12 protein-coding genes are annotated in these 13,615 nt (G+C 48.2%); all 12 read right to left on the minus strand.

Going from position 1 to position 13,615, the window contains the following annotated elements:
- Window positions 1–49 precede the first annotated feature (49 nt).
- The 12 genes from ureG to C6W44_RS10060 all read right to left on the minus strand — a co-directional run bounded on the left by ureG (window position 50) and on the right by C6W44_RS10060 (window position 13,574).
- Complete coding sequence (gene ureG / locus C6W44_RS10005; protein ID WP_105245312.1) at window positions 50–703, minus strand: urease accessory protein UreG; 654 nt, start codon at window positions 701–703, stop codon at window positions 50–52.
- A gap of 102 nt (window positions 704–805) precedes the next feature.
- On the minus strand, window positions 806–1,633 hold the full coding sequence (locus tag C6W44_RS10010) for an urease accessory protein UreF (RefSeq protein ID WP_105245314.1): 828 nt from the start codon (window positions 1,631–1,633) through the stop codon (window positions 806–808).
- Window positions 1,626–2,240, minus strand: coding sequence for an urease accessory protein UreE (gene ureE, locus C6W44_RS10015; protein WP_025643652.1), 615 nt, complete (start codon window positions 2,238–2,240; stop codon window positions 1,626–1,628). The genes C6W44_RS10010 and ureE overlap by 8 nt, the downstream gene beginning before the upstream one ends.
- An 81-nt stretch (window positions 2,241–2,321) precedes the next feature.
- Window positions 2,322–4,466: an urease subunit alpha gene (gene ureC, locus C6W44_RS10020; protein ID WP_105245316.1), complete on the minus strand. Its 2,145-nt coding sequence runs from the start codon at window positions 4,464–4,466 to the stop codon at window positions 2,322–2,324.
- A gap of 32 nt (window positions 4,467–4,498) precedes the next feature.
- Window positions 4,499–4,801 carry an urease subunit gamma gene (gene ureA / locus C6W44_RS10025; RefSeq protein WP_025643648.1) on the minus strand — a complete coding sequence of 101 codons (303 nt, stop codon included), beginning with the start codon at window positions 4,799–4,801 and terminating at the stop codon, window positions 4,499–4,501.
- Window positions 4,802–4,958: 157 nt separating this feature from the next.
- On the minus strand, window positions 4,959–5,948 hold the full coding sequence (locus C6W44_RS10030; protein WP_105245318.1) for an urease accessory protein UreD: 990 nt from the start codon (window positions 5,946–5,948) through the stop codon (window positions 4,959–4,961).
- Window positions 5,949–6,020: 72 nt separating this feature from the next.
- A complete protein-coding gene (gene urtE, locus C6W44_RS10035; protein WP_105245320.1) occupies window positions 6,021–6,719 on the minus strand; it encodes an urea ABC transporter ATP-binding subunit UrtE in 699 nt (232 codons plus the stop codon).
- 46 nt (window positions 6,720–6,765) lie between these two features.
- Window positions 6,766–7,593 carry an urea ABC transporter ATP-binding protein UrtD gene (gene urtD, locus C6W44_RS10040; RefSeq protein ID WP_199774518.1) on the minus strand — a complete coding sequence of 276 codons (828 nt, stop codon included), beginning with the start codon at window positions 7,591–7,593 and terminating at the stop codon, window positions 6,766–6,768.
- A 73-nt stretch (window positions 7,594–7,666) separates the two neighbouring features.
- Window positions 7,667–8,746 carry an urea ABC transporter permease subunit UrtC gene (gene urtC, locus C6W44_RS10045; RefSeq protein WP_105245324.1) on the minus strand — a complete coding sequence of 360 codons (1,080 nt, stop codon included), beginning with the start codon at window positions 8,744–8,746 and terminating at the stop codon, window positions 7,667–7,669.
- A 10-nt stretch (window positions 8,747–8,756) separates the two neighbouring features.
- Complete coding sequence (gene urtB, locus C6W44_RS10050) at window positions 8,757–10,562, minus strand: urea ABC transporter permease subunit UrtB (protein ID WP_105245326.1); 1,806 nt, start codon at window positions 10,560–10,562, stop codon at window positions 8,757–8,759.
- A 121-nt stretch (window positions 10,563–10,683) separates the two neighbouring features.
- Window positions 10,684–12,033 carry an urea ABC transporter substrate-binding protein gene (gene urtA, locus C6W44_RS10055; RefSeq protein WP_105245328.1) on the minus strand — a complete coding sequence of 450 codons (1,350 nt, stop codon included), beginning with the start codon at window positions 12,031–12,033 and terminating at the stop codon, window positions 10,684–10,686.
- A gap of 560 nt (window positions 12,034–12,593) precedes the next feature.
- Window positions 12,594–13,574, minus strand: coding sequence for a GlxA family transcriptional regulator (locus C6W44_RS10060; RefSeq protein ID WP_105245331.1), 981 nt, complete (start codon window positions 13,572–13,574; stop codon window positions 12,594–12,596).
- Window positions 13,575–13,615 lie beyond the last annotated feature (41 nt).

Consider the following 13,615-nt stretch of genomic DNA (forward strand, 5'->3'; position numbering starts at 1 on the left):
GATTGACTAAAGTCAGGGGTTTGTAGAATATCTATTTATACGCAGCACCTTATGCCGCGCTAATCATGCCTTTATCTAGTATAAAGGTAACGATATCATCGAGACCTTCGCCGGTTTTCATGTTACTAAAGACCACGGGCTTATCGCCGCGCATCTTTTTGGCATCGCGCGCCATCACCTCAAGTGAGGCGCCTACTAAGGGGGCAAGGTCGGTTTTATTGATAATAAGTAAGTCAGATTTCATAATGCCAGGTCCGCCTTTACGAGGGATTTTATCGCCTGCTGAGACGTCGATGACATATAGGGTTAAATCAGATAATTCAGGACTAAAGGTCGCCGCCAAATTATCGCCGCCAGATTCGATAATAATAAGCTCAAGCCCTGCAAATTGGTGTTGTAGTTCAGCGATGGCAGATAAATTGATGGAGGCATCCTCACGGATAGCAGTATGCGGACAGCCGCCCGTTTCGACACCGCGAATACGCTCGGCTGGCATGGCCTCGTGACGCGTTAAGAATTCAGAGTCTTCTTTGGTATAAATGTCGTTGGTCACCACTGCCATATTGACGTGATCACGCAAGCGTTGACACAATCTTAGCGTGAGTGCGGTTTTTCCTGAGCCAACGGGACCGCCAATACCTAATCGTAGAGGAGATAGGCCAGTCTCTGAATGGGTATGGTCGGCTTTGGGTGTAAGTGCCATAAATAAATATCCTCAATAAAGTCGTGAGTAATTAAAAGTTTGGTACAAATAAATAGTGTTTAAGTGAAAATAGCGGTTAAGTAAAATAGTGTGGGTTAGCACTCAAGAGCGAAACAAGCGGCTATATTGTCTTTCATGCTGACATGACAGTATCGCTAAATTCGGCAAGTTAGCTGACATATGCAGCTCTTGATAAAGCAGGTTTAGCTTTAAGATGCTAGTCTCCTCTAGGCTGTTAGCCGCTAACGATAGTTTTTGCACCTGCAAAAAGCTTTGCTGAACGCTAGCTGCTAAGGGCGGTATGCGCTCACTTAATAACTGCTGCAACTGCCAAATGATACGCTGGCCTGCCATTTGTCCAAGTGGTACAGTCTTGACCGCCGCCAGCACCATGTTCTCAATTTGCCCAAAAGCATAGGTAGTCATAGCTTGCGCAGGCTCAAGTTGCCAATACGAGCTGATATGCGCAAATAAGGGTAAAAACCCATGAGCAAGCAGACGATCAGGCACGTCAAGCTCAAGCACATCACCAAGCCAAGCCGATAAAGACAGTGCCAGTTGGCTCGACTCATAGACAAACTCTTTGCTTTCACGGCTGGCGTGGTAATCGGCACCTAAAGCATCAGCAAGGGCGTTATCATCACTCATAAGCGCTGCCATCATAAGCGCCAATAGCGGTAGCTCGTAACGACATAATGCCAGTGCTAGATAGTCGCTCATAAACTCCAAGCTACTGGCCTCGTCACAAATAAGCCCGGACTCAATAGCCGGCTCTATACCTTGTGAATAGGTGTAACTACCGATCGGCAGGTTACTTGACGCCAGCATAAGCAAACGTCCGGTGACGTCTATATCTATAGAGTTTAGCGCAGTTATTGCGTCTACCGCGTTTGCGCTCGATTGCGCCAAGGGCGTATCGTGATTAGTCATAAGCGTTGCCATCACTATGCGAATGTCCGTTATCGCTTTGAGCGCTGTGAGTATGAGCATATGCATAAGCATGGCTGTGATGAGCGTGACTGTGTCCATGGCTATCAGTATGGCTATGCGCATGACCGTGAGCGTGTCCCCCGTGCTCACCTTTATAGGCTCCCGTTTCTGGCTCAAACGCTGCTTGTACCGCTTGAGTATGTAGGCCAAGCTGTCCCAGCATTGCCTCTAACACGTGGTCAGGCTCAAAGTACAGGGCGTCAGGGGTAATCATTAAAGGCACGTGACGGTTACCTAGGTGATAAGCGCCCCTCATAAGATCGAAGCTGTTATCAGCGGTGACTTTGATTAACGCTTGCTTAGCGGCCATCACCTGTATCAATTCGCCTTGATTATTAGCCAGCACACTGCCATTTTTGATGGTTTCTGTGCGCGGTAGGTCAATACCGACGGCTTGTTGCTGCTGCGTTTGCGCTTTAAAGCGGCTACGCTGACGGGTATCGAAATCGAGATATAAAAAGTGTTGTGCCTGTTTTTGATCATCAATAACGGCTTGCTGTTTGGCGCTAAGCGCTGCTGGGTCGAGACGCTGTGTATATATTTTCATAAATTGCTTTATCGTCCGTTTAAATAGGGGAATAGGGGGTTGATGTCTAGTGAGCTGAGTTAGCACTACTATAAAAGCCCTTTAGAATAAAAAGTAACGCTGAGCCATTGGTAAATAGTCAGCAGGCTCACAGGTCAACAGCTCCCCATCAGCATGCACCTCATAAGTCTCTGGATTGACTTCCATAATCGGGCAGTAGCTGTTAAATTTCATATCTTGTTTTCGCATTTGACGAATGTTGTGTACTGCTTTAATGACTTTATTTAGTCCCAACTGCTTATCAACACCTTTTTCTAAGGCAGTGCGCGACATAAAGGTGATACAAGTTTGCGCTACCGTTTTAGGGAAGCTGCCAAACATAGGGCGATAGTGGACAGGCTGCGGGGTAGCAATGGAGGCGTTAGGGTCGCCCATAGGCGCGGCAGCTATCAACCCGCCTTTGATAATGCTGTCCGGTTTTACTCCAAAAAACGCGGGTGACCATAAAATCAGATCCGCCCATTTGCCAACTTCAATAGAGCCGACCTCATCGCTAATGCCGTGGGTAATAGCGGGATTGATGGTGTATTTAGAGAGGTAGCGTTTGATACGAAAGTTATCATTACCGCTATCAAAGTCGGCATGACTTAAGGTGATATGTTCTGAGTACTGCTCCGTTTTGGCTGTTTGGTCAGGTGCTAAGTGACCACGCTGTGTTTTCATTTTATCAGCGGTCTGCCACGTGCGAATAATAACCTCTCCTACGCGCCCCATCGCTTGCGAGTCGCTGCTCATCATGGAGATGGCGCCCATATCTTGCAAAATGTCCTCAGCAGCAATAGTCTCGCGGCGGATACGACTCTCAGCAAAAGCCACATCCTCGGCGATGGCTGGGCTTAAGTGGTGACAGACCATAAGCATGTCGAGGTGTTCATCGATAGTATTGACCGTAAAGGGACGCGTCGGATTGGTTGATGACGGCAAGACATTAGGCTCACCAATGGCCTTTAGGATATCTGGCGCATGACCACCGCCTGCGCCTTCGGTGTGAAAGGTATGGATGCAGCGCTCTTTAAAAGCAGCTAACGTGCTATGCAAATAGCCACTTTCATTTAACGTATCGGTATGGATAGCGACCTGCACATCGTACTCTTCAGCCACACTCAAGCAATTATCAATAGCCTGAGGTGTTGAACCCCAGTCTTCATGCAGTTTTAGACCGATAGCCCCCGCTGCAACTTGTTCGATAATAGGCTCAGGTAAGCTAACGTTACCTTTACCAAGCAGCCCGATATTCATAGGAATAGCATCGCTGGCTTTTAGCATACTTTGAATATGATAAGCGCCTGGCGTACAAGTGGTGGCTAGAGTGCCCTCGGCAGGCCCAGTGCCGCCGCCAAGCATGGTGGTGACTCCAGACATCAAGGCCGTTTCACATTGCTGGGGAGCAATAAAGTGAATGTGACTGTCAATACCACCAGCAGTTAGGATTTTGCCTTCTCCAGCGATAATCTCAGTCGCTGCGCCAATCGGCAGAGTCACATTGGGCTGAATATCAGGGTTGCCGGCTTTGCCAATACCGCTAATGCGACCCTCTTTGATAGCCACGTCGGCCTTATAAATACCGGTATAGTCAACAATCAGAGCATTGGTGATAATGGTGTCGGCTACTTGACTACCAAGCAGCTGTGATTGGCCCATGCCATCACGGATGACCTTGCCGCCGCCAAACTTCACCTCCTCACCGATACTGACGCTACACGTATTAGGACGCTGGTCGATGTGGCTGGTCAAATCATACTCCACTTCAAGCCATAAGTCGGTATCGGCCAAGCGCACTTTGTCGCCTGTGGTCGGGCCAAAGTGCTCGGCATGGATGCGTCTATCCACGCGTTTTTTCGAGGTGTGTGGCGTGCTCTTGATATCGGCCGCTCCCATCACTTTACCTGCAAAACCATAGATGTGCTGACGACCTGCGATGGCAACCAGCTCTACTTCGCGCGCTTGCCCCGGCTCAAAGCGTACCGCAGTCCCGGGTACGATGTTGAGGCGGTAGCCAAGCGTGGGTTCTCGATCAAAGCTTAATGCCTCGTTGACCTCAAAGAAGTGATAATGCGAGCCGATCTGAATGGGACGGTCACCTGTATTGATGACCTCTACGCTTTGCACGCAGCGACCCGCATTTAGGGCAATATCTCCTGCTTTGATTTTATATTCGCCTGCTTTGATCTTTTTATTTTTGCTCATTTTTGTCATCCTTCATTGTTCTATAAGTCTTACTAGACGATAGGATTGTGTACGGTCACAAGTTTGGTGCCATCAGGGAAGGTGGCTTCGACTTGTACATCGTGAATCATCTCAGCAATACCGTCCATGACATCATCAGTTGAGAGATAAGTCGCGCCTTCACTCATTAGCTGCGCTACGGTCTTGCCATCACGGGCGCCTTCCATAAGCAGCATACTGATATAGGCGATGGCTTCTGGATAGTTGAGTTTGACGCCGCGCTCTTTACGACGTTCAGCCACCATACCGGCGGTAAATAGCATGAGTTTGTCTTTTTCGGTAGGGGTTAGTTGCATCGGATTATCCTTAATAGCCTTAATAATGAGTGGTCATGTTATTTGTTTATTTACTTATCATCACTTTTAAAATAGGGACACGCCCTAGTCACATCGCTGTTGATCAATAGAGTCTATTGTCAAAAGCTATCGCTTTAGAATAGGTCAGAGTTAAAAACTAAGTGTCCCAAATTCTTGGTCGATGCGGCTCAAGCGCATACCATTTGCGCCTGATAAGCTCGCGGGCTTGGTAAAAGGCTTCAAAACAAGCTCGTACATCAGACCCTAGGTAGCGACAATTGATGCCTTGATAGTTGTGCGTACAATAAATGGGTAGGGACTGTTTATCGATAAGAATGCGTATCTCGCTGATCGTCTCATCTAAATACTGTCCCAGCTTTAATGGGTTGTTTTGTAGCTCTGCTTCAATGGTATCAATGCTGGGTATGGCCCAAAACGAGCCATGCACATGCTGATTATTTAGCCCGAGTGCTGAGGTAAACCAGCGGGTATCGGCCTGCTGCGCGGTATGCTCTTTGACCAATAACACGTTATCTCGCCATATCTCTAAACGATTGGCATAGTGACCATGAGCAAAAGTCTCTCGGTACGCTTGACGACCAAACACGGCGATATCCCAAGTGAGCAAACTGGCGGTTTGGGTTAAATAAAAGCGGTTAGTAGCGTTAGAGACAGAGTGATCGTAATAAATGCTCTCTTGGGGCAGCCACTCAAGGATAGCGTGGTCATCGAGGTAGGCGCTGATATGTTGTACGGCCTCAACCGTAGCGCTTAATAAGCGCTTATCAAGCAAAGCGCTGCTACTGCTGTCTACAGGCTGAATTGGTTTGCTACATTTTTGTGCTTCGCCATAATGCGCTTGGCGCTGCGCCTGTCGTTGCCCGTACCATTTGCCCGCGCCTGGGGTAGTAATCACCGCGTGACTATTGGTCTCTAGCTTGTACTCCAGTGTTAAGCGGTCATCATCCGCGATACCAGCGGGAGGATATAACACATAGATATGACAAATCCCTGCTTGGTGATCAGGCTCAGGATACAGTGCGCGTTGTACCACCAGTGCCCCAGTATGGGCACGGTGATACAGCCGAGTTTTTGCCGCGTCAGCTGTATGGTCAAAATAAAGATGTAGCGTAGATTGCCAAGTCAAAATAAAATGTTCCTTTTGAGACGTATGCTATTAAAAAAGCGCTTTTAAAAGCATTCTTGAAAAAGTATGCTTTTAGATGGCTACCAATTCTTGAATGCGGTTGTTTGCCATATCCTCTCCTGCGCCCTGAGCGACCACTTGTCCGCGCGAGAGCACGGTGTAGTTATCCGCCAGCTCCTCTGCAAATTCATAGAACTGCTCAACCAGTACAATCGCCATATCCCCTTGATGGCCTAAATTCTTAATGACCCGTCCGATATCCTTGATAATTGAGGGCTGGATGCCTTCGGTAGGCTCATCGAGTATCAGCACGCGCGGCTCTGAGGCCAGTGCGCGTGCGATTGCCAACTGCTGCTGCTGACCCCCTGACAGATCGCCGCCGCGCCGGTGCTTCATCTCATCGAGTACCGGAAAGATGTCGTATAAGTGTCTGGGAACGCGCCCCGCTTTGCTGTGGGAGAACTTGGCCATACCGATCAAAATATTTTCCTCTACCGTCAGTGTTGAGAATATATCGCGCCCTTGGGGCACGTAAGCGAGTCCGGCGCGCACGCGCTGCTCAGGAGTGAGCTTACTGATGTCTGTACCATCGAGGACAACCTGTCCTGACTTGATTGGGAGTATGCCCATCAGACATTTAAGTAAAGTGGTTTTGCCAACGCCGTTACGCCCGAGTATTACACTGCACTCGCCAACCGGCGCAGTAAATGACACGTCACGCAAAATATGACTGCCGCCGTAGTACTGATTGATTGCCTTAACGTCTAGCATAGAGGCTCCTATGTTTAAATGGTTTTAAGCAGTAAAAGTCAAGCCGTTAGCGTCCAAGATAGGACTCAATGACCGCCTCATTTTCTTGCACCTCAGCTAAAGTACCTTCAGCTAAAATAGCCCCTTGGGCAAGTACCGTGACCTTTTCACTAATGGCATCAATAAAGCTCATATCGTGCTCGACGACGATTAAGGTATGATTTTGTTTGAGGCGCAGACATAGCTCAGCGGTGTGCTCGGTTTCAGCGTCCGTCATACCAGCGACTGGCTCATCGAGCAAGATAAGCTTAGGACTTTGCATCAGCAGCATACCAATCTCCAACCACTGCTTTTGCCCATGCGAGAGGAGGCCTGCGGGCAGGCGGGTTTTGTCTGTCAAGCGAATCTGCTCAAGGGTCGCCTCAAGTGTGTTTCGAGTATCGGCATCAAGCTTACGGCGCAAACTGCCCATTACGCGTTTGTCCTTGGGCGCGGCAAGCAGTAAATTATCGAGCACGCTAAAGTTCTCAAACACCGTCGGTTTTTGAAACTTGCGCCCGATACCCGATTCTGCGATTTGTTCTGTTGACATAGTCGCCAGATTATAGGTTTGCCCAAAGAACACGCTACCTTCGGTAGGACGGGTTTTACCGGTTATCACATCCATCAAGGTTGTTTTGCCCGCGCCATTAGGACCGATAATACAGCGCAGCTCTCCTTCTTCGATGTACAAGGACAAGTTGTTCAGCGCCCGAAATGAGTCAAACCAGACGCTCACTTCCTCAAGGTACAGCGCAATACCGTGGCTAAAGTCTGCGCCGCGAGGTTTAGGGTGACTCAAACCGTCGCTATGGTCGTCATCGTAGTCGTATTCATCAAGCGCCTTAGCTGTCATAGCGAGCGACCTCTTAGGCGCTTTATCAGGTAAATTGCTAGACAGCTTAGAGACAAGCGATGTTGATAAATGATTATTGAGCATCAGATTTTTCCTTTTTAAAGCGTCCAAGCAGACCAATAATGCCGTTTGGTAAAAATAGGGTGACAACGACGAACAGACTGCCAAGTATTAATAGCCAGACCTCAGGATAGGCGACGGTAAAGTAAGTCTTGAGCGCATTGACTACGCCTGCGCCTAAGATGGCACCGATAAGATTACCGCGGCCACCAGCAGCGACCCACACGGCCATCTCAATGGAGTTAATCGGGTTCATCTCGCCAGGATTAATGATGCCCACTTGCGGGACGTACAGCGCCCCTGCGATACCAGCGATAACCGCTGATAGCACCCATGCCGATAGCTTGTACCAAAGCGTGCGATACCCTAAGTACTGCAAGCGGTTTTCACTATCGCGAATAGCGCCAAGCACGCGCCCGTAAGGCTGACCCATCAAATAACGCAGGCCAGCATAAGATAGCAGTAGTGCCAGTGCGGTCACAAAACACAAGGTAGCGCGCGTGGAGGCGGCAGTAATGTCGTAGCCCAAAAGAGTGGTAAAACCGGTAAAACCATTGTTGCCACCAAAGCCTGTCTCATTACGAAAGAACAGTAAGGCCGCCGCGTACGTCATAGCTTGGGTAATAATCGAGAAGTACACGCCTTTTATTTTTGAGCGAAAAGCAAAGAAGCCAAAGATAAAGGCAACGATACCTGGCACCAATAGCACCAAAGCGCTCGCCCACCAAAAGTGCTGCGTCCCTGCCCAATACCACGGCAGCTCAGTCCAGCTCAAAAAGCGCATAAAATCAGGGATACCGTCGCCTGCGGTCTCGCGCGTGAGGTACATACCAAAGGCATAACCGCCAAGCGCAAAGTACAGCCCATGCCCTAAGCTCAAAATACCCGCGTACCCCCAGACTAAATCTAGGGCCAGCGCCACCATCGCTAGCGCCATAATCTTACCAATAAGGGTAATCCAGTAAGCGGAAAGGTGAAAAGGAGAGGTGATAGGCAGCAGATGCAGCCACGGTACGATAAGTAATATCAAAAAGCATAAGCCGATAAATACAGCGCTGCGCGGGGTATCAGATAATAATGTGAGGATTCTCATAGCCTTCTCCTTAATCAACAAAACGGCCTTTTAGTGCAAATAAACCTTGTGGCCGCTTCTGAATAAACAGAATCACAAGAACCAGTAATACAATTTTGGCAAGCACCGCGCCAATACCAATCTCAAGCACCGTACCACTGACGCCTAAACCTAAAGAGGCGAGCACTGCGCCCCATACTTGACCGACACCGCCGACGACGACAACTAAGAACGCGTCGATGATATACGTCTGACCTAAGCTGGGTCCGACGTTGCCGACTTGCGCGAGTGCGCAGCCTGCCAATCCTGCCAGCCCCGAGCCAAGCCCAAAGGCCAGCATATCGATGCGCGCAGAGGAGATACCAACCGCGCGTGCCATCTGCCGATTTTGCGTTACCGCGCGTACAAATAGCCCAAAGCGCGTTTTGTTAAGTAAATACACCAATAGCAGCAGAATAATGACCGTAAAGCCGATGATAGCGATGCGGTTATAGGGAAGGGCAAGGCTTGCGGACACTTGATACGCGCCGCTAAGCCATGAGACATTGCTGACCTCAACGTTTTGCGCGCCAAACACCATGCGTATCAGCTGCATCAAAATTAAACTGATACCAAACGTCGCCAGTAGGGTCTCAAGCTCACGCCCGTAGAGCGGACGGATCACGATACGCTCGATGACCATACCGATCACAGCGCTGACCAAAAACGCACTGGGTATCGCGGCGAGTAAGTACCAGCTTGCCATCTCAGGCAGATAGGCTTGAAATAGGTTTTGCACCACATAAGTGGCGTACGCGCCAATCATAATCAGCTCGCCATGTGCCATGTTGATGACGCCAAGCAGCCCAAAGGTAATCGCAAGCCCTAGCGCTGCTAGTAGTAAGATACTGGCAGTACTAAGACCGGTGAACAGATGCCCCGTCCACGTGCTGATCAAGATGCGCTGCTCAATACTTGCTTCAGCCGCCAGCAACGCCGCCTTAAGATTAGGGTCAAGATTGTCGTTTGCCAACGCCTGTTTGACATCGATTAACACTTGCGGGCTATCGCTGTCAGCGAGCACGTCAAGCGCGGCGATTTGGGTAGCCACGTCGCCATCGCGAAAGTCTAGCCTCGCCTGCAAGGTACTAAGCGCGGCGCTCACCTCCGCGTCATCTTCGCGCACGGCTGCTGCGCTGACTATTGCAGGGTCTATTTGTTCGATGTTATCAGCAAGGATACTCACCGCTTGCAAGCGCTGCGCCGGATCGTCTGAATCCAGCTTTACTTTTGCTTGCCCAAACACCAGTGCGGAGCGCAGGGCATTAGTCAATGTTACTTGCGCCAGATCGCTTGGCCATTCGTCCGTCAGATCTCTATCAGGATAGGTAAACAGCTCGTCATCAGCGTTTAGCAAATAAGTTTGCCCACCGTTGCCTTGATACAGCTCATCATTATCAATCAGCTCAACTAACGTATCGAGACTCTCAGCGGAGCCTGGCCACTGACCCAGCATCGCTTGGCGCTGACTAAAGTCTGCAGCCACAAACTGCTCAATGGCATCGCCCTGACTGTTAATTGGACTGGTAACCGCGGCAGGCGTAGTCAAAGACTGCGCATTTTGCGTAAGCAAACTCTTATCATCGCTGGCAAGATTAGAGGTGGTCGCTACTGTATTGGCAGGGGAATGACTATCTACTGCGGTGTCGGCAGCCGAAGCGGGAAGCGGGGTTAATGCGAGCATAAATGCTAAGCAAAGAAGCACAAATGATAGGCTCAGACTAAGACTAACAGCACTAAAGGGCTTGTTAAAGCCGCTAGCCTGCGCGTCATATATAAAAGAGGGATAAGGCGACATAGTGGAATCCTTTTTTATAGTCAACACTCCTCCAACCCCGCCAAGCTAGCCTATAGCTTGGCGGGACTATCAAGGTTTGCTGATATTGATACCAATAAGAAAGTAAAGCTTAGGATAATCCTTACTTAGGAATGTATTGGCTCCACGGTGAAGCTTGGATAACCTCGGGTGTCTTATAGACCACATCAAATTGACCATCGGGGCGAATCTGACCGATCATGACCGGTTTCCACAAGTGATGGTTCTCTGCATCCATCTTTAGCGTATAGCCTGAAGGAGCAGCAAAAGTCTGACCGCCCATACTGATACGGACTTTGTCCACATCTGTGCTACCCGCGTCCTCCACCGCCTGCTTCCACATATTGATACCGACGTAGGTGGCCTCCATAGGGTCGTTAGTGACGACATTGTCGGCATTGGGTAAGTTGTTATCGAGTGCATACTGCTTGTACTTTTTGGTAAAGTCGTTATTGGTCGGGTTTTTGACCGACATAAAGTAGTTCCATGCCGCTAAGTGCCCTTGCAGCGCGCTAGTATCGATACCGCGTAGCTCCTCTTCACCAACTGAGAATGCCATGACTGGAATATCAGCGGCGTCAATACCTTGATTACCAAGCTCGCGATAAAAAGGCACGTTGGAGTCGCCGTTGATGGTTGATATCACTGCCGTCTTTTTGCCCGTAGCAAAGTTTTTGATATTAGAGACGATGGTTTGATAATTGCTAAAACCAAATGGCGTGTACTCTTCCATAATGTCGCTATCGGCAACGCCTTTAGATTGTAAAAAAGCGCGTAGTATCTGGTTGGTGGTACGAGGATAGACATAATCTGTGCCTAATAATACAAAGCGCTCAGCGCTACCGCCTTCAGGACTCATCAAGTATTCAACGGCAGGAATAGCTTGCTGATTGGGCGCAGCACCAGTATAAAAGATGTTTTCGGACTGCTCTTGACCCTCGTACTGCACGGGATAAAACATCAAGCCGTTGAGCTCTTCAACAACGGGCAATACCGACTTACGCGACACTGAGGTCCAGCCCCCAAAGATGACATCTACTTTATCTTGCGTGAGGAGCTGGCGCGCTTTTTCAGCAAATAACGGCCAGTCAGAGGCAGGGTCAACGACGACAGGCTCTAACTGCTTGCCGAGCACCCCGCCGTTGGCATTAATCTCCTCAATCGTCATTAGCGCAGTGTCCTTTAGCGAGGTCTCAGAGATTGCCATCGTCCCTGATAAAGAGTGCAAAATACCGACTTTAATAGTATCGCCATTAGCCGCCGCTGCGCTTTGAGTGGTGGTATCGCTAGCTGTCGTCTCCGAGCTCGTCTCGGCTGGCTTTTGACAGCCAGCAAGGCTCAAACTACCTACAACGGCAAGCGCCACTATAGATAAGCGTGAGGTCAATCGTAAGTCGGTACGAGGGGCGCTGTTCAGTGTGGTAGCGGTAGCAAGGGTCGGCAATAAAGACATAAACTTCTCCAAAAATAATAAAATAGCAACAAGGTGAGTCAATCAATGGCTTTGACTGTTTTACTATTTTTATTACTTCAATATCTATGCCAGCCTTAAATATAGAAAAGTGCACTACTATGGTTCTTTGTTGAGTAAGAAGCCTTCTTTTTTTGCACCAAAATAGACCTATAGGTTCCTATGCACCACGATGGTTTATTAATACTTGTGAATAAAAGCCATTGTTTCTTTAAGGGGCTAAAACTGGGCAGAATAAATGTGTTGGAAGGGTAGAGGGTTCTACTGTCTTGATAAGTCTAAATATCAAAATAAAAGGTTTAAGTTGGTAAAGAAGCGCTGTTGACAGGCTCAGTTAATTGTAATTCGGCAATAAAAAACCCTTATAGATCAAGGCGTATAAGGGGTAATGAGAGTATCCCACATTTTATGTAACTGCCGTTTAGATTAAAGGCTTACTAATACGATCATCAAACAGAGTCATAAAGTGATTTTCTGATGTCTTTAGGGTAGTCAAAGAATACCGTTAAGCCATCCTAGTTACTGCGTCAATAAAAAATAGGTTATATCAGCTGATTCTCTTGCCTGTAATGGCTTGGTGTCATGCCATAGTTTTTTTTGAAGGCGCTAGAGAATGCACTGTTATCGATAAAGCCGCTTGCTAGTACGATTTGGCTAATAGGCAGCGTAGTATGTTTAAGAATATATTTGGCGTGTTCAAGGCGCAATCGCACGTAATACTGTTGCGGTGAACAACTAAAATTTTTGTTAAATATGCGCTGTAATTGTCTACTTGATAATCCAAGATGATGGGCAATATCCTTAATGCTTAAAGGCTCTTCAAGATTGGTTTTCATCAATGCAATAGCATCTATTACATTGGTATAGCTACTGCTCAGTATTTTTGGCTTGGGCATATGCTGTACGTAAGTAGGCTCACGTATAGAGGTAATAATAAACATGTCTTGTATCTTGGAAACGATATGATGACCATGATGCTTATTGATGATATGTAAAGTCATATCCAATGCGCAAGCTCCACCTGAACAAGAATATAGCTGCGGTGCTATTGTAAATATTTGGTCATTAAAAATAACACCTGGATAGCTTTCTTGGGCTACGCTGATGTTCTCCCAATGCAATGAGGCTGCTTGCTGCTCGAGTAAGCCCGCAGCAGCCAATGCTAGCGCTCCTGTACACAAACCGCCAAGTGCAATATCCCGTACTGCCAATCGCTGAATTAAGGTAATGAGCCTACTAGATTCCAAGTAATCTGTTTGGTGTCCTCCGCATACAAATACCAAGTCGCAGGTTAATAAGTAGTCGAGTGGTGCAGTATGACTTAACTTAATACCGTTACTACTACTGGTTTTATTGTCATCGAACCCTGCCACCACCCACGAGTATAAGAGTTGCTCGCTCACATAATTCGCCATGCGAAGTGGCTCAATGATATTGCTGAAAGCGAGCATGGTAAAGCCATTAATCAGTAGAAACCCAATACGCCTAGGCTTGTCTATCATCTTTTCCGTTATCTGAGTCATTTTTTGTCGCCTTCAGAACATACCTAAAGTTCTGGCTAATG

This window comes from Psychrobacter sp. Marseille-P5312 (genome assembly GCF_900291405.1).
GTDB classification, from domain to species: domain Bacteria; phylum Pseudomonadota; class Gammaproteobacteria; order Pseudomonadales; family Moraxellaceae; genus Psychrobacter; species Psychrobacter celer.

Excerpts from the sequence above, each read along its gene's own strand:
- ureA (WP_025643648.1), bottom strand. The coding sequence starts at position 4,801 with ATGCAACTAACCCCTACCGAAAAAGACAAACTCATGCTATTTACCGCC.
- ureC (WP_105245316.1), bottom strand. The coding sequence starts at position 4,466 with ATGAGCAAAAATAAAAAGATCAAAGCAGGCGAATATAAAATCAAAGCA.
- urtD (WP_199774518.1), bottom strand. The coding sequence starts at position 7,593 with ATGACAGCTAAGGCGCTTGATGAATACGACTACGATGACGACCATAGC.
- ureG (WP_105245312.1), bottom strand. The coding sequence starts at position 703 with ATGGCACTTACACCCAAAGCCGACCATACCCATTCAGAGACTGGCCTA.
- urtC (WP_105245324.1), bottom strand. The coding sequence starts at position 8,746 with ATGAGAATCCTCACATTATTATCTGATACCCCGCGCAGCGCTGTATTT.
- C6W44_RS10010 (WP_105245314.1), bottom strand. The coding sequence starts at position 1,633 with ATGACTAATCACGATACGCCCTTGGCGCAATCGAGCGCAAACGCGGTA.
- urtA (WP_105245328.1), bottom strand. The coding sequence starts at position 12,033 with ATGTCTTTATTGCCGACCCTTGCTACCGCTACCACACTGAACAGCGCC.
- urtE (WP_105245320.1), bottom strand. The coding sequence starts at position 6,719 with ATGCTAGACGTTAAGGCAATCAATCAGTACTACGGCGGCAGTCATATT.
- urtB (WP_105245326.1), bottom strand. The coding sequence starts at position 10,562 with ATGTCGCCTTATCCCTCTTTTATATATGACGCGCAGGCTAGCGGCTTT.
- ureE (WP_025643652.1), bottom strand. The coding sequence starts at position 2,240 with ATGAAAATATATACACAGCGTCTCGACCCAGCAGCGCTTAGCGCCAAA.
- C6W44_RS10060 (WP_105245331.1), bottom strand. The coding sequence starts at position 13,574 with ATGACTCAGATAACGGAAAAGATGATAGACAAGCCTAGGCGTATTGGG.